18 protein-coding genes and 3 tRNA genes are annotated in these 19096 nt (G+C 71.9%); 13 read left to right on the forward strand and 8 right to left on the reverse strand.

All coding sequences use genetic code 11. The features are described 5' to 3' along the window. The first annotated feature begins 27 nt into the window (after positions 1–27). Together BJY16_RS02600 and BJY16_RS02605 are read left to right on the forward strand one after the other, a co-directional pair. Positions 28–2289, forward strand: a complete 2262-nt coding sequence (locus tag BJY16_RS02600; RefSeq protein ID WP_185037525.1) for an RNA degradosome polyphosphate kinase — start codon at positions 28–30, stop codon at positions 2287–2289. Then, entirely contained in the window at positions 2289–3167 is an 879-nt protein-coding gene (locus BJY16_RS02605) for an NUDIX hydrolase (protein ID WP_185037526.1), read from the forward strand. The genes BJY16_RS02600 and BJY16_RS02605 overlap by 1 nt, the downstream gene beginning before the upstream one ends. Here BJY16_RS02605 and BJY16_RS02610 read toward each other — a convergent pair. The 4 genes from BJY16_RS02610 to leuC form a co-directional block, all read right to left on the reverse strand. Beyond that, positions 3124–3534, reverse strand: a complete 411-nt coding sequence (locus BJY16_RS02610) for a hypothetical protein (RefSeq protein WP_185037527.1) — start codon at positions 3532–3534, stop codon at positions 3124–3126. The two genes, BJY16_RS02605 and BJY16_RS02610, sit on opposite strands and share 44 nt — an antisense overlap. Before the next feature lie 93 nt (positions 3535–3627). Then, positions 3628–4422, reverse strand: coding sequence for an HU family DNA-binding protein (locus tag BJY16_RS02615; RefSeq protein ID WP_185037528.1), 795 nt, complete (start codon positions 4420–4422; stop codon positions 3628–3630). Between the two features lie 162 nt (positions 4423–4584). Next, positions 4585–5175, reverse strand: coding sequence for a 3-isopropylmalate dehydratase small subunit (gene leuD / locus BJY16_RS02620; protein ID WP_185037529.1), 591 nt, complete (start codon positions 5173–5175; stop codon positions 4585–4587). Between the two features lie 16 nt (positions 5176–5191). After that, the gene (gene leuC, locus BJY16_RS02625; protein WP_185037530.1) at positions 5192–6646 is read right to left on the reverse strand and encodes a 3-isopropylmalate dehydratase large subunit; all 1455 of its coding nucleotides are present in this window, start codon (positions 6644–6646) and stop codon (positions 5192–5194) included. Between the two features lie 49 nt (positions 6647–6695). Between leuC and BJY16_RS02630 the strand changes: the two genes are divergently transcribed. After that, the gene (locus BJY16_RS02630; protein WP_071807642.1) at positions 6696–7382 is read left to right on the forward strand and encodes an IclR family transcriptional regulator; all 687 of its coding nucleotides are present in this window, start codon (positions 6696–6698) and stop codon (positions 7380–7382) included. Between the two features lie 439 nt (positions 7383–7821). Here BJY16_RS02630 and BJY16_RS02635 read toward each other — a convergent pair whose 3' ends face one another. From BJY16_RS02635 to BJY16_RS02645, 3 genes are all read right to left on the reverse strand, one after another. Beyond that, positions 7822–8490, reverse strand: coding sequence for an MBL fold metallo-hydrolase (locus BJY16_RS02635; RefSeq protein ID WP_185037531.1), 669 nt, complete (start codon positions 8488–8490; stop codon positions 7822–7824). A gap of 238 nt (positions 8491–8728) precedes the next feature. Beyond that, positions 8729–8804 (reverse strand) — tRNA-Glu (locus BJY16_RS02640). Positions 8805–9121: 317 nt separating this feature from the next. Next, a complete protein-coding gene (locus tag BJY16_RS02645; protein ID WP_185037532.1) occupies positions 9122–10063 on the reverse strand; it encodes a 3-methyladenine DNA glycosylase in 942 nt (313 codons plus the stop codon). A 268-nt stretch (positions 10064–10331) separates the two neighbouring features. Here BJY16_RS02645 and BJY16_RS02650 point away from each other — a divergent pair, with 268 nt between their 5' ends. From BJY16_RS02650 to BJY16_RS02675, 6 genes are all read left to right on the forward strand, one after another. Next, positions 10332–11255, forward strand: coding sequence for an ABC transporter ATP-binding protein (locus BJY16_RS02650; protein ID WP_239178008.1), 924 nt, complete (start codon positions 10332–10334; stop codon positions 11253–11255). Continuing rightward, a complete protein-coding gene (locus tag BJY16_RS02655) occupies positions 11252–12091 on the forward strand; it encodes an ABC transporter permease (protein ID WP_185037533.1) in 840 nt (279 codons plus the stop codon). The genes BJY16_RS02650 and BJY16_RS02655 overlap by 4 nt, the downstream gene beginning before the upstream one ends. 7 nt (positions 12092–12098) lie before the next feature. Then, positions 12099–12341 (forward strand): helix-turn-helix transcriptional regulator, encoded by a 243-nt coding sequence (locus BJY16_RS02660; protein WP_185037534.1) that lies wholly within the window; start codon positions 12099–12101, stop codon positions 12339–12341. A 39-nt stretch (positions 12342–12380) separates the two neighbouring features. Then, positions 12381–13175 (forward strand): fumarylacetoacetate hydrolase family protein, encoded by a 795-nt coding sequence (locus BJY16_RS02665; RefSeq protein ID WP_185037535.1) that lies wholly within the window; start codon positions 12381–12383, stop codon positions 13173–13175. A gap of 98 nt (positions 13176–13273) precedes the next feature. Continuing rightward, positions 13274–13345, forward strand: a tRNA-Gln gene (locus BJY16_RS02670). A 55-nt stretch (positions 13346–13400) separates the two neighbouring features. Then, positions 13401–13473, forward strand: a tRNA-Glu gene (locus tag BJY16_RS02675). 723 nt (positions 13474–14196) lie between these two features. Here the strand turns inward: BJY16_RS02675 and arfB are convergent. Then, positions 14197–14637 (reverse strand): alternative ribosome rescue aminoacyl-tRNA hydrolase ArfB, encoded by a 441-nt coding sequence (arfB, locus tag BJY16_RS02680; RefSeq protein WP_185037536.1) that lies wholly within the window; start codon positions 14635–14637, stop codon positions 14197–14199. Between the two features lie 86 nt (positions 14638–14723). On the opposite strand from arfB, the gene BJY16_RS02685 reads away from it, so the two are divergent. From BJY16_RS02685 to BJY16_RS02700, 4 genes are all read left to right on the forward strand, one after another. Beyond that, positions 14724–16046, forward strand: coding sequence for a M16 family metallopeptidase (locus BJY16_RS02685; protein WP_239178010.1), 1323 nt, complete (start codon positions 14724–14726; stop codon positions 16044–16046). After that, a complete protein-coding gene (locus BJY16_RS02690; protein ID WP_185037538.1) occupies positions 16043–17383 on the forward strand; it encodes a M16 family metallopeptidase in 1341 nt (446 codons plus the stop codon). Before BJY16_RS02685 ends, BJY16_RS02690 begins: the two co-directional genes overlap by 4 nt. An 82-nt stretch (positions 17384–17465) precedes the next feature. Further along, the gene (locus BJY16_RS02695) at positions 17466–18467 is read left to right on the forward strand and encodes an endonuclease/exonuclease/phosphatase family protein (RefSeq protein ID WP_185037539.1); all 1002 of its coding nucleotides are present in this window, start codon (positions 17466–17468) and stop codon (positions 18465–18467) included. Next, positions 18464–19000, forward strand: coding sequence for a GNAT family N-acetyltransferase (locus BJY16_RS02700; protein ID WP_185037540.1), 537 nt, complete (start codon positions 18464–18466; stop codon positions 18998–19000). Before BJY16_RS02695 ends, BJY16_RS02700 begins: the two co-directional genes overlap by 4 nt. The last annotated feature ends 96 nt before the right edge of the window (positions 19001–19096 follow it).

Raw genomic sequence — 19096 nt, forward strand, 5'->3', positions numbered from 1 at the left:
TCCGCCCGGACCGGCAATGATGGACGCATGCAGACCCCGCCCCGGACCCCCGAGACCCGCCGGCGTGGCCCGAACGGCCGCTTTCTCCCGCGTACGCCTGCCGGCGCCGTCGATGTAGCTGAACCGGTCAAGCCCGTGGTGGAGGTTGTCGTGCCGAAATCCAAACCGGCGGAGACGCCGGTGCAGCCCGAGCCGGCCCTGGCGGAGGACCCGGACCAGGGCTACTACCTCCCGGACGACCGGTTCGCCAACCGCGAGCTGTCCTGGCTCGACTTCAACGCGCGGGTGCTGGCGCTCGCCGAGGACCCGGGCACCCCGCTGCTGGAGCGGGCCAAGTTCCTGGCGATCTTCGCGAGCAACCTGGACGAGTTCTACATGGTCCGGGTCGCCGGGCTGAAGCGCCGGTTGAGCGCCGGTCTGCCGGTGCGCGGCGGTGACCGTTCCCCGCTGCGGCAGCAGATCGAGATGATCACCGAGCGCACCGCCGACCTGGTCACCCGGCACGCCGCCTGCTTCGCCGACGAGGTCCGGCCGAAACTGGCCGCCGAGGGCATCGAGCTGGTCAGCTGGAAGGAGCTGGACGAGCCGGAGCGGGGCCGGCTGCGCACCTTCTTCCGGGAGCAGGTGTTCCCGGTGCTCACCCCGCTCGCGGTGGACCCCGCGCACCCGTTCCCGTACATCTCCAGCCGCTCGCTCAACCTGGCCGTGGCGCTGCGCTACCCGGACGGCGACAACCCGGAGCTGTTCGCCCGGATCAAGGTGCCGAACAACGTCCCGCGCTTCGTGACCGTGCAGAACGACAGCCGCGGGGTGCGCTTCCTGCCCATCGAGGACCTGATCGCGAACCACCTGGACCAGCTCTTCCCGGGCATGCAGATCCTGGAGACGCATGCCTTCCGGGTGACCCGCAACGCCGAGCTGGAGGTCGACGAGGACCGCGACGAGGACCTGCTGCAGGCCCTGGAGCGGGAGCTGGCGCAGCGCCGGTTCGGCCCGCCGGTCCGGCTCGAGGTGGCCGCCTCGATCAGCGACCACGTGCTCGACCTGCTGGTCCGCGAGCTGGACATGGACAGCCACGACGTGCTGCGGGTGCCCGGCCTGCTCGACCTGTCGGCGCTCTGGCAGGTCTTCGGCGAGTGCGACCGGGACGACCTGAAGGACCGCCCTTTCGTCCCGGCGACCCATCCGCAGCTGGCCGACGGCGAGGTGCCGCGCAGCGTGTTCAACCGGCTGCGTGAGTCGGACATCCTGGTGCACCATCCGTACCACTCGTTCTCGACGAGCGTGCAGCGCTTCATCGAGCAGGCCGCCGCCGACCCGAACGTGCTGGCCATCAAGCAGACGCTCTACCGGACGTCGGGCGACTCGCCGATCGTCGACGCGCTGGTCGACGCGGCCGCCGCCGGCAAGCAGGTGGTGGTGCTGGTCGAGGTGAAGGCCCGGTTCGACGAGGTGGCCAACATCGCCTGGGCGCGCACCCTGGAGCGGGCCGGCTGCCACGTGGTCTACGGCCTGGTCGGGCTCAAGACGCACTGCAAGACCGCGCTGGTGGTCCGGCAGGAGGGCAACCAGCTGCGGCGCTACTGCCACATCGGCACCGGCAACTACCACCCGAAGACCGCCCGGCTCTACGAGGACTTCGGCATGCTGACCGCCGACCCGGAGGTGGGCGCCGACGTCACCGACCTGTTCAACGTGCTGACCGGGTACAGCCGGCAGACCACGTACCGGCGGCTGCTGGTCGCCCCGCACGGGGTGCGCCGCGGCCTGCTGGACCGGCTGGAGGAGCAGGCCAAGATCGCCCGGGCCGGTGGCGACGCGCTGGTCCAGTTCAAGGTGAACTCGATGGTCGACGAGGAGACCGCGGACGCGCTCTACCGCGCCTCGCAGGACGGCGTCCGGATCGACCTGGTGATCCGCGGGATGTGCACGCTGCGCCCGGGTGTGCCCGGCCTGTCGGAGAACATCCGGGTCCGCTCGATCGTCGGCCGTTTCCTGGAGCACTCCCGGGTCTTCCGGTTCGGCGCCGGCGACGACGCGGAGTACTGGATCGGCTCCGCCGACCTGATGCACCGCAACCTGGACCGCCGGGTCGAGGCACTGGTCAAGGTGACCATGTCGTCCGCCCGCGAGGAGCTGCGCAACGTGCTGGAGCTGTCGATGGCCGAGGGCACCGAGGGCTGGGACCTGGGTGGCGACGGCGTCTGGCGGCGCAACACCGGCGACCCGACCGGCAAGCAGGTCCATCTGCAGGAGGCCCTGCTCCGGCGGGTCATCAAGGGCAGCTGATGCCGGAGCCGGTACATGCCGCCGGTGGGGTGCTCTACCGCCCCGGACCGGACGGCACGCCCGAGGTCTGCCTGGTGCACCGCCCCCGGTACGACGACTGGAGCCTGCCCAAGGGCACCGTCAAGCGCGGCGAGCCGGACCTGGCCGCCGCGGTCCGGGAGGTCGCCGAGGAGACCGGCGCACAGGGCATCCCGGAGCTCGGGCTGCCCGAGGTGGCCTACCGGCTGCCCGACGGGCGGCCGAAAACCGTGCGGTTCTGGCTGATGCGGGCCGCCACCAGCGGCCCGGTGCAGGACACCGGCGAGGTGGACAAGCTCACCTGGCTGCCGGTGCGGGAGGCCGCCGGCCGGCTGACCTATCCGGACGAGCGCCCGCTGCTCGACCTGGTGGCCGGCCTGCCGCCGATCACCGCGGTGGTGGCGCTGGTCCGGCACGCGCACGCCGGCGAGCGCAAGCACTGGTCCGGGCCGGACTCGCTGCGCCCGATCAGCGCGAAAGGGCAGCGGCAGGCCGGCCTGGTCGCCGAGCGGCTGGCCACCTTCCAGCCCCGGCGGCTGGTCGCGGCCACCCCGCTGCGCTGCTCGCAGACCCTGCAGCCGGTGGTCGCGGCGACCGGGCTGCCGTTGCTGGTGGACACCGCGTTCGCCGAGCCGGACGAGCCGTCCGGGCTGCCGGCCCGGCTGCGGGCCGCGCAGGAGCGGCTGGCCGAGCTGCGGACCGCCGGCCGGGTGGTGGTGTGCAGCCAGGGCAAGCTGATGCCGCCGCTGCTGGCGCGGCTGACCGGGGACGGCGACGCCGAGGCGTACCGGACCCGCAAGGGCGACGGCTGGCTGCTCACCTGGTCCGGCGCGACGCTGCTAGCGGCCTCGCGCTGGTGACCTGCTCGATCCGCCAGTGCCCGACCAGGTCGCCGGTGAGCCAGCGGGCCCGCCACAGCTCGTCGCGGCGGGGCTCCCAGTCGCGATAGGGCAGTAACGCCAGCCGCCAGCTCAGCACCCCGGCCAGGTACCAGCCGTAGAGCGGAACCGCGCCGGCCAGCCCGTCCCGGGCGCGGTAGGACGTGCCCGGGGCGTAACCGGCCACCGCCAGGCCGCACCAGCCACAGGTGACCAGCCAGTCCAGCACCGGCCAGCCGGTGGCGTGCTCGGCCAGGTCGCCGAGCGTCCAGCCGGGCACGACGGCCAGCGCGAAGAGCCCCGCGGCCAGGCTCGCGCGGGCCACCAAACCTCGCGGTCTGCGTTCCATGCCCGGACGGTAGGCCCGGGAGGCGGTGCGCTCGCGGCAAACACAAAGGCGTCCACCGTACGATGGACGCCTTCTGCTGTGCCGGTCGTGAGCTCAGCGTGCCTTGCGGTTCGAAGCGGCCTTGGCGGTCGCGGCGCTCTTGGCGCGGGCCGGCGCCGGAGCCGGCGTGACGGTCTTGCGCGCCGTGGTCTTCTTGGCCGCGGCGGCCTTGGTCGTCGTCTTCTTCGCCGGCGAGGTCTTGGCCGGAGCCGACTTCGCCGCCGCCGTCGTCTTCTTCGCCGCCGTGCTGGTGCTCTTCTTGCTCGCGGCCGTCGACGCGGTCTTCTTGGTGGCGGCCGTCGTCGCGGTCTTCTTCGCGGCGGTGGCCTTGGTGACCGGCGCCGACTTGGCGGCGGTCTTCGTCGCCGGCGCCGACTTGGCCGCGGTGGACTTGGCCGCCGTCGACTTGCTGGCGGTCGCCTTGCTGGCGGCCGACTTGGTGGCCGTGGCCTTGGCCGCCGACTTGGCCGGGGTCGCGGTCTTCTTCGCCGTGGCGGTCTTGGTGGCCGCCGCCGACTTGGCCGGGGTGGCCTTGGTCGCCGCGGTCTTCTTCGCCGTGGCCGCCTTCGCCGGTTTCCCGCTGGCGACCAGTTCCCGGAAGGTGTTGCCGGGCCGGAATGCGGCGACCGACGTCTTCTTCACCTTCACCGGCTCACCGGTGCGCGGATTCCGGGCGGTTCGCGCATTGCGCGCCCGCTTCTCCCAGGATCCGAAGCCGGTGAGGGATACCTTGTCTCCCTTGGCGACGGCGTTCTGCACCTCACTGATGAACGCGTCCAGCGCAATCGTCGCCGTCTTCCTGTCGCCCAGCTTGACGGCGAGCGCCTCAATGAGCTCGGCCTTGTTCACGGTTTCCTCCCGGACGTGAGAACTGGCCCGTCGCAGGCCATTCTGCGCGCACGGTATGCCCTGTGACCTGGAGACACAAACATTCGTGGCAAAAATCCGTTGTGTCCCAACGAAATTCGCCCCCATCGGCGACACCGACGGGGGCGAATTCCTGATCGGGACTTAAAGAGTGACCACCGGCTTGAAAGCCGGACGACCCTTCTCGTACGCACTAATCGCGTCCTCGTGGCGCAACGTCAGTCCGATGTCGTCGAGCCCCTCCATCAGACGCCAGCGGCTGAAATCGTCGATCGGGAACGAGTACGCCGCGTCGTCCACCCGGACCACCCGCTCGGCCAGGTCGACGGTGATCTGCTTCTCCGGCTCGCTCTCGGCGAGGTCCCAGAGGCTTTCCACGATCTTCTGGTCCAGCTGGACCGGCAGCAGGCCCTCCTTGAGCGCGTTGCCCCGGAAGATGTCGCCGAACCGGGCCGCGATCACCACCTTGAAGCCCCAGTCGCGCAGCGCCCAGACGGCGTGCTGCCGGGACGAGCCGGTGCCGAAGTTCGGCCCGGCGACCAGGATGGTGGCGCCGGCGTGGGCCGGGTTGTGCAGCACGAAGCCCGGGTCCTCGCGCCAGGCGCTGAAGAGGCCGTCCTCGAAGCCGGTGCGGGTGACCCGCTTCAGATAGACCGCCGGGATGATCTGGTCGGTGTCCACATCGGAACGGCGGAGCGGCATGACCTTGCCGCTGTGGGTGACGAACTTGTCCATGGGTCTCTCTCCGGGCTCAGAGGTCGGCGGGGGCGGCCAGCTTGCCGACCACGGCGGTGGCGGCGGCGACCTGCGGCGAGACCAGGTGGGTACGCCCACCCTTGCCCTGCCGGCCCTCGAAGTTGCGGTTGGAGGTGGACGCCGCGCGCTGCCCGGGGCTCAGCGTGTCCGGGTTCATGCCCAGGCACATCGAGCAGCCGGCGAACCGCCACTCGGCCCCGGCGTCCGTGAAGATCTTGTCCAGGCCCTCGGCCTCGGCCTGCTCGCGCACGACGTAGGAGCCCGGGACGATCATCATCCGGACGCCGTCGGCCACCTTGCGGCCACGGATCACGTCGGCCGCGGCCCGCAGGTCCTCCAGCCGGCCGTTGGTGCACGAGCCGACGAAGACCACGTCGACCGGGACGTCGCGGAACGGGGTGCCCGGGGTGAGGTCCATGTACGCCAGGGCGCGCTCGGCGGCGCCGCGCTCCACCTCGTCCGGGAAGTCCTGCGGGTCCGGCACCACGCCGTCCAGCGCCGCGCCCTGACCCGGGTTGGTGCCCCAGGTGATGAACGGGCTGATCGCCGAGGCGTCCAGGATGATCTCGGTGTCGTACTCGGCGTCCTCGTCGGTGACCAGGGTCTCCCAGTACGCGACCGCGGCGTCCCAGTCGGCGCCCTGCGGCGCGTGCCGGCGCCCCTTGAGGTAGGCGAACGTGGTCTCGTCCGGCGCGATCATGCCGGCCTTGGCGCCCCACTCGATCGACATGTTGCAGATCGTCATCCGGCCCTCCATGGAGAGCTTGCGGATCGCCTCGCCGCGGTACTCGACGATGTGGCCGTTGCCGCCGCCGGTGCCGGTCTGCGTGATCAGCGCGAGGATCAGGTCCTTGGCGCTCACCCCGGGACGCAGCTCGCCGACGACCGTGACGGCCATCGTCTTCGGCTTCGACTGCGGCAGCGTCTGGGTGGCGAGCACGTGCTCGACCTCACTGGTGCCGATGCCGAAGGCCAGCGCGCCGAACGCGCCGTGGGTCGCGGTGTGCGAGTCGCCGCAGACGATCGTCATGCCGGGCTGGGTGAGACCCAGCTGCGGGCCGATCACGTGCACGATGCCCTGGTTCACGTCACCGAGCGGGCGGATCTCGACGCCGAACTCGGCGCAGTTCTTCCGCAGGGTCTCGATCTGGGTGCGGGAGACCGTGTCGGCGATGGTCAGCAGCTCACCACGGCGGGTGTTGAACGACGGGTCCGCGTACCCGGTCGGGGTGTTGTGGTCCTCCGTCGCGAGCGTGAGGTCGGTCCGTCGAACGGGCCGGCCGGCCATCCGCAGGCCGTCGAACGCCTGCGGGCTGGTGACCTCGTGCAGCAGGTGCAGGTCGATGAAGAGCAGGTCCGGCTCGCCCTCGGCCGTGCGCACCACGTGGTCATCCCAGACCTTCTCGGCCAGGGTCCTGGGTTTCCCGCTGTCGGGAGTGACTCCCACCATCTGGACATCCTAAATTCTGGAATGTATGTTTCGGCTTGTGGGACACAGTATGAGCGGTGTAGGCGTTCTCGACAAGGCGGTTGTCATCCTCGCCGCATGTGTCGACGGCGCCAGCCTGGCCGAGTTGGTCGAACGCACGAAGCTTCCGCGGGCGACCGCACATCGCCTGGCCCAGGCACTGGAGATTCATCGGATGCTGGTCCGGGACACTCAAGGAAGATGGCGCCCCGGACCTCGCCTGGGCGAGCTGGCGAACGCCGCGCCGGACGTTCTGCTGACCGCCGCCGAGCCTCTGCTTTCCGCATTGCGGGACGCGACCGGGGAGAGCGCGCAGCTCTACTTGCGCCGCGCCGACGAGCGCATCTGCGTCGCCGCCGCCGAGCGGGCCAGCGGCCTGCGGGACACCGTCCCGGTCGGCTCGGTGCTGCCGATGGTGGCCGGCTCGGCCGCCCAGATCCTGCTCGCCTGGGAGCCACCGGAAGCGGTCATGCCGCTCCTGCCCCGCTGCAAGTTCACCGGCCGCACCCTGGCCGAGGTGCGCCGCCGCGGCTGGGCGCAGAGCGTCGCCGAGCGCGAGCCGGGTGTGGCAAGCGTCTCCGCCCCGATCCGCGACCGCACCGGAAGGGTGATCGCCGCCATCTCGATAAGCGGTCCGATCGAACGCCTCGGCCGCCGCCCCGGCGAGCGGCACGCGATGGCCGTGGTCCGGGCCGGCCAGCGCCTCTCCGGGCTGTAAGCCTTCGCCCTCTCCCCCGCTTCCTCCCGAACGCGATCCTCTCGCGCCCGATGGCCGCTCCGCGCCATCGGGCGCGCCTCTTTTTGGGCGACGCCCTTCGCCCGCGGTGGTCGGCGGTCGCGCGCTCTCGGGGGCTGCGGTCCCGGGGCCTGCGCTCCAGGTCCCGCGCTCCCGGGGCCCGTGCTCCGGGGCCCGTGCTCCCGTGCCTGTGCTCCCGGGCCCGCGCACCGGGGCCAGTGCTCCCGGGCCCGCGCTCCAGGGCCCGCCCTCCCTCGGGGGACCATCCTCAGCCAGTGTGACGGAGACGCACGGGGCCGAGCGGATGGGCTGTGGACAACCTGCGGATGTGGAAAAGCACGAAAGTCGCCACAGCGGGACTTCGGAGGCTCGCACCACGCGCGGGCTCGGCGGCCTTCACCGCGCGGATGCAGGCTGCGGGCTACGGGGTCCAGACGGCGTTGTCGTGGGCGAAGAGGACCCGGCGCGGGTCGAGGGCGAGCAGGCGGGGCAGCCACGCCGGGGACACGCCCACGCCGGCGCGGTGGCCGAGGACGTCGCTGGTGAAGGTGGTGGCGTGGTCGTGGCTCTGGCCGGCCACGATCACGGTGCCGTCCGGGGTGGTGACGATCACGGACTGGTGGCCGGCGGTGTGGCCCGGGGTGGGGACGATCAGTACGCCGGGAAGGATCTCGGTGTCGCCGTCGAGTTCCTCCAGGACGGCGCCGGGGTGGTCGACCAGGGTGGCCAGGTATTCGTCGGAGCTGCGGGCCAGGGCCAGCTCGGTGCGCTGGGTGAAGACCGGGAGGTCGGCCAGGCCCGGGTTGCCGCCGCAGTGGTCGAAGTGCAGGTGACAGTTGACGACGTACCGGAGGTCGGCGGTCGTGGTCCCGGCGGCGGCGAGCGCCGGGCCCAGCGGGACCCGGTGCGGCCGGTAGTGGGCGTCGACGCCCGGGGCGTGGCCCATGCCGGTGTCGACCAGGATCTGCCCCGTGGGGTGGTCGATGAGATAGCCGAGGCAGGGCTCGACCCGGGGCGCACCGGTGCCGGTCTCCTCGGCGGGGCGGATGAAATACCCGAAGTCGACTCGGCGAACGGCGATATCGGTCATCGTCGCAGTATCGCCGCCGGGAGGTCGCGGGCCACCGGTTCTCTGCCGACGGCAGAGCCCCGATCGGAAGCCAACGGCAGCGCCTTGGCGGAAAGCTGGCGGCGGACGCCTTGCCGGGAAGCTGACGGCAGCGCCCTGACGGGAGGCTGACGGCAGCGCCTCGACCGGAAGCTGACGGCGGCGACTTGCCGGGAAACGGAAGTGGCCCGCACCGTGATCGGTGCGGGCCACTGCTCGCTGGTAGTCCCGAAGGGATTCGAACCCTCGCTACCGCCTTGAGAGGGCGGCGTCCTAGGCCGCTAGACGACGGGACCAGAACTTGTCCTGCACCGCCCGTTCCTGCGGCGGCGCGGTGAACTCTATCAGCCCCTTCGACGAATCCCCGAATCGCCCGCCCCGGTGCGGCCCGCCCGGTGACCAGCCCCACACCACCAGGGAGAACGCCGGGGCGAATGCGGATGGGGGCGGGCTTCCGGGCGTACCGGAAAGGCTGACGAAGCGGACCTGGCGCGCGGACGCGGCCGGGACGCAGAGCGGACCCGGCGCGCAGTGGCGGTCAGTACGCAGCGCGGACCCGGCGCGCGATGGCGACCGGAACCCCGAGCGAATCCGGCGTTTCTGGGAATGTCGGTCAGCGGTGATTGAACGGGGCGACGGCCTCGCGGTTGCGCGCGGCGTCCTCCGGGCCGAGCAGCGCCTCGCAGACCCGGATCAGGCGGCTGCGCAGACCGGCGGCGCGGCGAGCCAGCTCGCGCTGCCGGGCCACATACTCCGCTTTGCCCTCCGCGGTCTCGATCTTGACCGGGGGGTGCCCGTAGGAGGCCAGGTCATAGGGGCTGGCCTGCATGTCCAGCAGGCGGATCTCGCCGGCCAGGGCGAAACAGTCCAGGGCCAGCGCACCGGGGACCGCGGGGCCGAGTTTCTGTGCCCACTTGTGCACGTCCATCGCGGCGTGCAGGCAACCCGGCTGGTCCAGGTCGACCTGGGTGGCCCGGGTCGGCTGGAGACGGTTGAGCCCGACCGCCTCCGGGGTGAAGAAGCGGAACGCGTCGAAGTGCGTGCAGCGGATGGTGTGCTGCTCGACCACCTTGTCGGTCTCGGACTGGCCGAGCCGCAGCGGGAGCGGGTGCCGGTGCTCCGGGTCGCGATAGACCATCGCCCACTCGTGCAGGCCGAAGCAGCCGGAGAAGACCGGGCGGGACGCGGTGGCGGTGAGCAGGCCGTGGATGTACCGCACGCTCTCGCCGCGGGCGTGCAGGAAGGCGTCCTGGTCGAGGGCGACGACGCCGTCCTCGGAGGTGGCGTAGAACTTCCAGCCGGCGTGCTCGGCCAGCCCGTCCGGCGCCGCGGCCAGGCCGGCGCCGACGCCCGGGTGCCAGCGGCGCAGCATCGCCGGGCGGGTGCCGTAGTAGTCGTAGAGGAAGTCCTCGATGGCGTGTTTCTCGCCCGTCGCCCGGCGGGCACGGTGGCCCGCGGTCATCTGGTCGGCGCGCTCGGCGTGCGCCCGGGCGAGGGGTATCCAGGTGACCGAGGGCAGCGTGGTGGTGAGTGCCCTCACCTGCTTGATCCCCATCGCACCAATGTATCTAGCCGAAGCGATCAACACGATCACCGTTAGGCGCGAATGAGGTCCGCCACGGCGTGTTCCTCCGGCTCGGGCGGAGGACTGCCTCGCTTTTCGTCGGGATTGTGTGGTTTGTGGAGCGCCGGCGGCCAGCCGAGCCCGGGCGCGCCGGGCAGCGCGAACCCCAGCCGGGGACCGAGCCCCAGCGTCAGGCAGACGACAGAAGCCATGCGAAACAATGTAGTACACCTACTACGACTTTGATAGCGTGGTGGACATGACGGAGGCGGTAATGACGAGCACCGGCGCGGACCCCACGGTCGCCGGGCCGGTCATCGAGGTCCGGGACCTGCGGATGCGTTACGGGGCCAAGGAGGTCCTGGACGGCATCGGCTTCACCGCCCACCCCGGCGAGGTGATCGCCCTGCTCGGGCCGAACGGGGCGGGCAAGACCACCACGATCGAGATCCTGGAGGGCTTCCGGCGCCGCTCGGCCGGCCACGTCCGGGTGCTCGGCAGCGATCCGGAGCGCGGCGACGAGCGCTGGCGGGCCCGGCTCGGGGTGGTCCTGCAGTCCTGGCGCGACCACGGCAAGTGGCAGGTCCGGGAGCTGCTGGAGCACATCGGCGGGCACTACGCGCCGTTCGCCACCGACCGGATCCCGCGGCCCTGGCCGGTCGGCGAGCTGCTGGCCGCGGTCGGCCTGACCGGCGCCGCGCGGACCCGGGTCAGCCGGCTCTCCGGCGGCCAGCGCCGCCGGCTGGACGTGGCGATCGGCATCGTCGGCCGCCCCGAGCTGCTCTTCCTGGACGAGCCGACGGTCGGCTTCGACCCGGCCGCCCGGCGCGAGTTCCACGACCTGATCCACGAGCTGACCGACATGGCCGACACCACCGTGCTGCTCACCACCCACGACCTGGACGAGGCGGAGAAACTGGCCGACCGCATCCTGATCCTGACCGGCGGGCGGATCATCGCGAGCGGCTCGGCCGACGAGCTGTCCCGGCAGGTGGCCGGCGAGACCGAGATCCGCTGGACCCGGGACGGGCAGCGGTTCGTGCACGCCACCGCGGACGCCACCGCCTATGTGCACCAGCTCTTCCGGCAGCACGGCACCGCGATCGGCGACCTGGAGGTGCGCCGCTCCAGTCTGGAGGACACGTACATGAAGCTGGTGCACGAGGCGGAGGTGACGCGATGACCCCGATCGTGATGGGTCTGCGGCGCGGCTGGATCGAGATCCGGCACACCTTCACCACGCCGATCGACCTGTGGGCGTATCTGTTCCCCACGGTGCTGCTGCTCGGCACGGTCTTCTTCATGCGGAACTCGACGGTGCCCGGCACCTCGTTCTCGCTCGGCGCCCGCACGCTGCCCAGCGTCTTCGGGATGGGCCTGGTGCTGGGCGGCCTGATGACCACCGCCCAGCAGCTGATCGTGGACCGGGAGGACGGCACCCTGCTGCGCGCCAAGGCCGTGCCGGACGGGATGCGCAGCTACCTGACCGGCAAGGTGGTGCTGGTCGGCGGGATGACGCTGGTCGGCTTCCTGCTCCAGCTGGTCCCCGGCCTGTTCCTGGTGGACGGCCTGTCGATCGACGCCGGCGGCTGGCTCACCCTGCTCTGGCTGGTCCCGCTCGGCTTCCTGGCCACCCTGCCGCTGGGCGCGGCGATCGGCTCGCTCTTCGACGACCCGCGGAACATGGCGCTGGTGACGCTGCCGCTGTTCGGGGCGATCGCGATCTCCGGGATCTTCTACCCGATCACCGGCTTCCCGGGCTGGCTGCAGGGGCTCGCACAGGTCTTCCCGCTGTACTGGCTAGGGTTGGGCATGCGTTCGGTCTTCCTGCCCGATGCCCTGGCGGCGGTGGAGATCGGGCAGTCCTGGCGGCACCTGGAGACGTTCGGGGTGCTGACCGTCTGGGCGCTGATCGGGATGGTGCTGGCCCCGGTGCTGTTGCGCCGGATGGCCCGGCGGGAGTCCGGTTCGGCCGTGGCCGCCCGGCGGGAGCGGGCGCTGAGCCGGGTCGGGCGCTGAGGGAGCGATGGCAACCGAGATCACGTACAACCGGATCGCGATGCTCCGCGCCGAGCGCGGCATCTCGCGGCGGCAGCTCGCCGACGCCCTCGGCGTGCACTACCAGACGGTCGGCTACCTGGAGCGCGGCGAGTTCAGCCCGAGCCTGCACCTGGCCCTGCGCATCTGTCAGTACTTCGAGGTCCCGGTCGAGGTGGTGTTCGCCCTGGAGCCGTTCCCGCGGCTCGGCGCCACCTCGTCGTCGGCGTAGATTTCAGGGGTCGGTCCATTACGTAGATGGGGATTACCCGTGCGCTTCGCCCGTTTTGTTCATGCCGCTGGAGTGTCGTTCGGCGTCGTCGAGGGTGACGGCGCCTCCGGCCTGACGGTGGCCGAGATCAGCAGCCTGCCCTTCGAGAAGGTGACGTTCACCGGCCAGCGGTGGGCGCTGCCGGACGTCCGGCTGCTCGCGCCGATCTTCTCCAGCAAGGTGATCGGGGTCGGCCGCAACTACGCCGAGCACGCCGCCGAGATGGGCAACGATGTGCCCAAGGAACCGCTGATCTTCATCAAGCCGTCCACCTCGGTGATCGGGCCGAACGACGCGATCCGGATCCCGTCGGTCACCAGCCAGGTCGAGGAGGAGGCCGAACTGGCCGTGGTGATCGGCGCCACCGGCGCACGCCGGGTCGACCGGGCCGGCGCCGAGAAAGCCATCTTCGGGTACACCTGCGCCAACGACGTCACCGCCCGCGACCTGCAGCGCAAGGACCCGCAGTGGACCCGGGCCAAGGGCTTCGACTCGTTCTGCCCGCTCGGCCCGTGGATCGAGACCCAGCTCGACGTCAGCGACCTGGAGGTGCGCTGCGAGGTGGGGCGCAGCCCGGAGAGCATGGAGGTCCGGCAGATCGGCCGGACCAAGGACATGGTCTTCGACATCCCGGGCCTGGTCTCCTACGTCTCGCACGTGATGACCCTGCTGCCCGGCGACGTGATCCTGACCGGCACCCCGGCCGGCGTCAGCCAGATCGTGCCCGGCGACACCGTGTCGGTAAGCGTGCAGGGCATCGGCGAGCTGCGCAACTCCGTGGTCGCCCTCGACTGACCTGCGCGATCGCGCCTCGGGAGCAGTTTGGGTAACCCGATTTGGCGGCCGGGGAGGGCTCGGGTAAAGTTCTCTCCGGCGCGGCAAGCCGGGCCAAATGGGGTATGGGGTAATTGGCAGCCCGACTGATTCTGGTTCAGTTAGTCTAGGTTCGAGTCCTGGTACCCCAGCGTTACCAACCCTCGGGTTGGTGCCGCTGGAGCGCTTCGGCGCAGCAGCAGTTCTGGTCCCGTCGTCTAGCGGCCTAGGACGCCGCCCTCTCAAGGCGGTAGCGAGGGTTCGAATCCCTTCGGGACTACTTCAGAGCAACGGCTCGCATCCTTCGGGTGCGGGCCGTTTCGCTGTTCCGGTCCGCTTTCGATCCCGCCCACACCAGTTTCGGTACGCGGTGAGTGCTGTGTGATCGGTGACGCGCCGACGGCCCTGTCGCCTCGGCGTGTGAGCGGTGACGCACCGAGGTCCTGTTCCCCGCCGTGTGATCGGTGACGCACCGACGGCCCTGCCGCCCCCGGCGTGTGAGCGGTGACGCACCGACGGCCCTGTCGCCCGCACGCCCACAGTCCCGCCCTCCTCGGGGGATGCCCCCGCTGACAGTGTGGCGGAAAGACGCGTGACCGCGCGGCAGGGCTGTGGACAACCCCGCAGTGTGGATTTCCTCCGGACCGACCAGCGCTGGTCATCGTGGTGTCGGCGCTCACGGTCTTGGCTGGCGCTCACAGGTGCTTCAAGGCCGTCGAGACACCCTTGAGAGCCAGCCGGGACCATGGGCGCGGCCGCGACTGGGACCCCGGCCAGGCGCCGCGGCGGGTACACCGGGGCACGGGCGGGCGCGAGCAGCGGCGGGCGTACCGGGAAGCAGCGGCCGGGCGGGCAGCGAACCCGGCGGCGCGGCCGGGCAGCAAGCCGCGGCCGTACCGGAAAGCAGCGGCCGGGCGGGCAGCGAACCCGGCGGCGCGGCCGGGCAGCAAGCCGCGGCCGTACCGGAAAGCAGCGGCCGGGCGGGAAGACGGCCTGGAAGCGGTCAGTCGGTCGGGTAGGAGCGGCGGTTGCGCTTGGTCTCGGCCCGCTGTTTCTTGGCGGTGATGCGGCGTTCGACCGAGCCCTTCGTCGGGCGGGTGGCGCGGCGGGCCCGGGGCGGGGCGGCGATCGCCGAGGCGACCAGGGTGCCGAGGCGGGCCGCGGCGGCCTCCCGGTTGCGCAGCTGGGAGCGGTGCTCGGAGGCGGTGATCGTGAGCACACCGGACACCAGGCGGGGGCCGAGGCGCTCGACCGCGCGCTCCTTGAGGCTGGCCGGGAGCAGGTCGGAGCCGAGAAGGTCCCAGGACAGCTCGACCCGCGAGTCGGTCGTGTTGACACCCTGGCCACCGGGGCCGCCGGAACGGGAGAAGCGCCAGGAGAGCTCCGCCGCCGGGATGGTCAGGCGATCGTTCACCCGTACGTCCTCAAGCACGCGGCCAAGCATCGCACCCGGACGGAAACCGCGCCACGGGGTTGTCAATCGATCCGGACCCGGGCAGCGGGGCGGTTTTCGAAACGGGAAGGGGCATGATGGTTCGGGTGACGTCCCCATCCGCACCGGTCGCCACGACCGGGTATCCGTGGCCCATCGAAACCACGCGGCTGGCGAACGGCCTCCGGGTCGTCGTCAGCGAGGACCGGACCGCCCCGGTCGTCTGCGTCAATCTCTGGTACGACGTCGGCTCCCGGCACGAACCGCCCGGCCAGACCGGTTTCGCCCACCTCTTCGAGCACCTGATGTTCGAGGGTTCGCAGCACGTCAAGAAGACCGAGCACATGAAGCTCGTGCAGGGCAACGGCGGCTCACTGAACGCGACCACCAACCCGGACCGGACGAACTACTTCGAGAGCATGCCGGCCGAGCACCTGGAGCTGGCGCTCTGGCTGGAGGCCGACCGGATGGGCGGCCTGGTGCCGGCGCTCACCCAGGAGACCCTGGACAACCAGCGTGAGGTGGTGAAGAACGAGCGCCGCCAGCGGTACGACAACGTGCCCTACGGCGACGCCTGGCTGCGCCTGCTGCCGCTGCTCTACCCGGCGGGCCATCCCTACCACCACGCCACGATCGGGTCGATGGAGGATCTGAACGCGGCCGGCCTGGACACCTTCAAGGCGTTCCACCAGCAGTACTACGCACCGAACAACTGCGTGCTCACGGTCACCGGGGACGCCTCGCCGGCCGAGGTGTTCGCGCTGGCCGAGAAGTATTTCGGGGCGATCGACCCGGTGCCGGACATCCCGCCGGCGCCGCCCGGGCACCTGGCCGGCCCGGCCACCGAGCCGGTCCGCGAGACGGTCACCGCGGACGTCCCGGCCCCGCGGATCTACCTCTCGCACCGGACCTACCCGTTCGGCTCGGCCGGCTACGACGCGGTCACCGTGCTCGCCACCGTGCTGGGCAGCGGCCGGGGCAGCCGGCTCTACCAGCGGCTGGCCGACGGCAAGCGGATCGCCCAGCCGGACTACATCGGGTCGTACGGGGTGGATCTGGCGCACGCCCCGGCCCCGCTGATCGTCACCGCCACCGCGAAGGACGGCGTCCCGGTGGAGACGCTCGAGGACGGGCTGTCCGAAGTGCTGCAGAGCCTGATCGACGAGCCGGTCACCGACGACGAGCTGAACCGGGCCAAGGCGCTGCTGACCACCGGCTGGTGGCGGCAGGTGTCCACGGTCGGCGGGCGGGCCGACACGCTGGGGCGCTACGCCACCCAGTTCGGTGACCCGGCCACCGCCGGTTACCGGCTGCCGGCCTGGCTGGCGGTGACCGCCGACGACATCGCCGAGGCGGCCGCGCGCACGCTGCAGCCCTCGTCCCGCGTCACGCTGACCTACCTGCCAGGGGAAGAGAAATGAGCCTCGTCACCACCCGCCCGGAGCCCGGCACCGCCCGGCCGTACGCGTTTCCGGCGGTCCGCCGGGTCACCGCGCACGGCGGCACGGTGATCGCCGCGCACCTGCCCGGCCAGGTGCTGGCCACCGCGGTGCTGCTGCTCGACGCCAGCGCCGCCCGGGAGGCGGCGGGCCGCGAGGGCACCGCCACGGTGCTCGCCAAGTGCCTGGAGGAGGGCACCCGGCAGCGCGACTCGGCGGCGTACGCGCTGGCGCTCGAAGGGCTCGGCGCCGAGCTGGTGCCGTCGGTCGACTGGGACGCGTTCCGGGTCGGGGTCTCTGCCCCGGCGCCGCGGCTGGCCGGCGCGGTCCGGCTGGCCGCCGAGGCCGCCCGCACCCCGAAACTGGATCCGGCGGACGTGTCCCGGGTCCGCGACGACGAGGTGACCGCGCTGCGGATGGACTGGGCGCAGCCCGGGCCGCGGGCCGACGCCGCGCTGCGCGGGGATCTGTTCGCCGCCGACGGGCGGTACAGCCGGCCGCTGCACGGGGACCCCACGTCGGTGGCCGCGGTGACCGTCGACGACGTGCTCGCTTTCCACCAGCAGTGGATGCTCCGGCCGGGCGTGCTGCTGGTGGCCGGCGACCTGGACGGGCTGGACCTGGCCGAGCTGGCCGAGGCGGCGTTCGCCGGCACCACCGGTCAGGCGCTCGACCTGGACGCGCCGCTGGGCCTGGCGGTCCCGGAGCGGCCGCACGTGATCCTGGTGGACCGGCCCGGGTCGGTGCAGTCGACGCTGCGGATCGGGCACCGGGCGCCGGAGCGGGCCACCCCGGACTACGTGCCGATGACGCTCGCCGCCACGGTGCTCGGCGGGGCCTTCACCTCCCGGCTCAACCACCTGATCCGCGAGGTGAAGGGGTACACGTACGGGATCCGCGGGTCGTACGCGATGACCCGCCGGGCCGGCCGGTTCGAGGTGGCCGCCGGGGTGCAGACCGCGGTGACCGGGCCGGCGATCCGGGACACGCTCGGCGAGATCCGGCGCACCCAGCAGGACGGGGTGACCGAGGCGGAGCTCGCGGTGGCCCGGTCGTGGCGGGCCGGGCAGCTGTCGGTGGAGATGCAGACCCCGGGCGCGATCGCCGGGGCCCTCGCGTCGCTGGTGGTGCACGGCCTGCCGGACGACTACTACGAGACGCTGCGCCGGGAATATCTGGAGGCGACCGTCGAGCAGGTGTCCGCGGCGGCCGGGCGGTACCTCGCGGTGGACGGCCTGACCCTGGTCGTGGAGGGCGACGGCGCGACGATCCGCGAGGAGCTGGCCGAGTTCGGCGAATTGACCGAGGCCACCGTCTGAGCAGCGAAGCGGCCCAGGTCAATCTTGTGACCTGGGCCGCCTTCACCGGACCGGGTGGCGAACCCCGGATAACGTCGCGGCCATGACGATCACCGACGTGCCGGTCGCTGCCCGGCCGCGAGGCCGCCGCCGTGTGGTCGGCACGGTGCTGCTCTGGCTGCTGCTGGTGCCCGGGCTGTGCTGGGCGGTGCTCCGGCTCGGCGGGTGGGACCGGGGGCCGCTGATCCCGCTGATGGCCTTCACGCCGTACGTCGCCTTGGGGTCTCTCGTCCCTCTGGTCCTGACCGTGATCCGGCGGCGCTGGGTGCCGGCCGCCGTGGCGGCGGTGACCGCCGCGGCCCTGGCGGCGTGCGTGCTGCCGCGCGCCCTGCCGGACCTGGACCGGGGCGCGGCCACCGGCGTCGAGCTGCCCGTGATGACGTCGAACATGCTGTTCGGTGGCGCCGACGCGAGCGAGATCGTCCGTCTGGTCCGGGAGCACGACGTGGCCGTGCTGGCCGTCCAGGAGTTCGCGCCGCGCGCCGAGACCTCGCTGGCCGCGGCCGGGATCGATCAGCTGCTCCCCTACCACGAGCTGGCCCCGGAGAGCTGGGCGAGCGGCACCGCGCTCTACTCGCGGTACCCGTTGACCGACCCGGGCGCGAAACGCAACAAGGGCGGCTTCCAGCAGACCTGGGGGACGATCCAGCCGCCCGGCGCGGCGCCGGTCTTCATCGAGTCGGTGCACCCGCTGGCCCCGGCCGTGCCTGACAGCTACGCGGGCTGGCGCACCGACCTGGCCGACGAGCCGAGGTCGGACGGCGACAACCCGCGGCGGATCCTGCTCGGCGACTTCAACGCCACGCTGGACCACGGCCCGCTGCGGAAACTGATCTCGCACGGCTACCACGACGCGGCGGACACCGTGGGCAAGGGCCTGATCGGCACCTGGGGACCCTACGACGGGGACCCGATCCCGCCGGTGACCATCGATCATGTACTGGTCGACGAGGAGATCGGGGTGCGAGACGTGTCCGTGCACGACGTGAAGGATTCCGACCACCGCGCGGTGGTCGCCGAGCTGACCCTGCCGGCGGCGTCATGACCGCCGTCGTCCGCCCGCTGGCCATGGCCGACGTGCCGGAGCTGACCGAGGTGCTGAACGGCACCCGGGACTACCTGGCGCCCTGGGATCCGATCCGGGACGAGAGCTTCTACACCGTCGAGGGGCAGCGGCAGCTGCTGACCGACCTGCTGCGCCCGGGCAACGCACTGCCGCACGTCATCCTGGACGACGGCCGAATCGCCGGGCGGATCAACCTGGTCTCGATCGTCCGCGGCCCGTTCCAGTCGGCCAGCCTGGGCTACTGGGTGGCCGAGCGGCACGCCGGCCGCGGGCTCGCCTCGGCCGCGGTCGCCGAGGTGCTCCGGCTCGCCTTCACCAGCTACGAGCTGCACCGGGTGGAGGCGAGCACGCTGCTGCACAACGAGCGGTCGCAGCGGGTGCTGGCCAAGAACGGGTTCCAGCGGTTCGGGATGGCGCCGCGCTATCTCAAGATCGCCGGCGAGTGGCAGGACCACTACCTGTTCCAGATCGTCGCGGAAAACTGGGTGGAACGGTCTGCCGCCGCGACCTAACCTCGACCGCATGCGAAGCAGCGCGATGACGACCACGCCGGGACCACCCGGCGTCGAATCGCGCTGACGAATCGGCCTCGGGCGACCTGCCCGAGG

The organism is Actinoplanes octamycinicus, from assembly GCF_014205225.1.
GTDB lineage: Bacteria > Actinomycetota > Actinomycetes > Mycobacteriales > Micromonosporaceae > Actinoplanes > Actinoplanes octamycinicus.

Bases quoted from the DNA above. Each gene is read 5' to 3' on its own strand.
- BJY16_RS02600 (WP_185037525.1), top strand. From the start codon at position 28: ATGCAGACCCCGCCCCGGACCCCCGAGACCCGCCGGCGTGGCCCGAAC.
- BJY16_RS02605 (WP_185037526.1), top strand. From the start codon at position 2,289: ATGCCGGAGCCGGTACATGCCGCCGGTGGGGTGCTCTACCGCCCCGGA.
- BJY16_RS02610 (WP_185037527.1), bottom strand. From the start codon at position 3,534: ATGGAACGCAGACCGCGAGGTTTGGTGGCCCGCGCGAGCCTGGCCGCG.
- leuD (WP_185037529.1), bottom strand. From the start codon at position 5,175: ATGGACAAGTTCGTCACCCACAGCGGCAAGGTCATGCCGCTCCGCCGT.
- leuC (WP_185037530.1), bottom strand. From the start codon at position 6,646: ATGGTGGGAGTCACTCCCGACAGCGGGAAACCCAGGACCCTGGCCGAG.
- BJY16_RS02630 (WP_071807642.1), top strand. From the start codon at position 6,696: ATGAGCGGTGTAGGCGTTCTCGACAAGGCGGTTGTCATCCTCGCCGCA.
- BJY16_RS02635 (WP_185037531.1), bottom strand. From the start codon at position 8,490: ATGACCGATATCGCCGTTCGCCGAGTCGACTTCGGGTATTTCATCCGC.
- BJY16_RS02645 (WP_185037532.1), bottom strand. From the start codon at position 10,063: ATGGGGATCAAGCAGGTGAGGGCACTCACCACCACGCTGCCCTCGGTC.
- BJY16_RS02650 (WP_239178008.1), top strand. From the start codon at position 10,332: ATGACGGAGGCGGTAATGACGAGCACCGGCGCGGACCCCACGGTCGCC.
- BJY16_RS02655 (WP_185037533.1), top strand. From the start codon at position 11,252: ATGACCCCGATCGTGATGGGTCTGCGGCGCGGCTGGATCGAGATCCGG.
- BJY16_RS02660 (WP_185037534.1), top strand. From the start codon at position 12,099: ATGGCAACCGAGATCACGTACAACCGGATCGCGATGCTCCGCGCCGAG.
- arfB (WP_185037536.1), bottom strand. From the start codon at position 14,637: ATGCTTGGCCGCGTGCTTGAGGACGTACGGGTGAACGATCGCCTGACC.
- BJY16_RS02685 (WP_239178010.1), top strand. From the start codon at position 14,724: ATGGTTCGGGTGACGTCCCCATCCGCACCGGTCGCCACGACCGGGTAT.
- BJY16_RS02690 (WP_185037538.1), top strand. From the start codon at position 16,043: ATGAGCCTCGTCACCACCCGCCCGGAGCCCGGCACCGCCCGGCCGTAC.
- BJY16_RS02695 (WP_185037539.1), top strand. From the start codon at position 17,466: ATGACGATCACCGACGTGCCGGTCGCTGCCCGGCCGCGAGGCCGCCGC.
- BJY16_RS02700 (WP_185037540.1), top strand. From the start codon at position 18,464: ATGACCGCCGTCGTCCGCCCGCTGGCCATGGCCGACGTGCCGGAGCTG.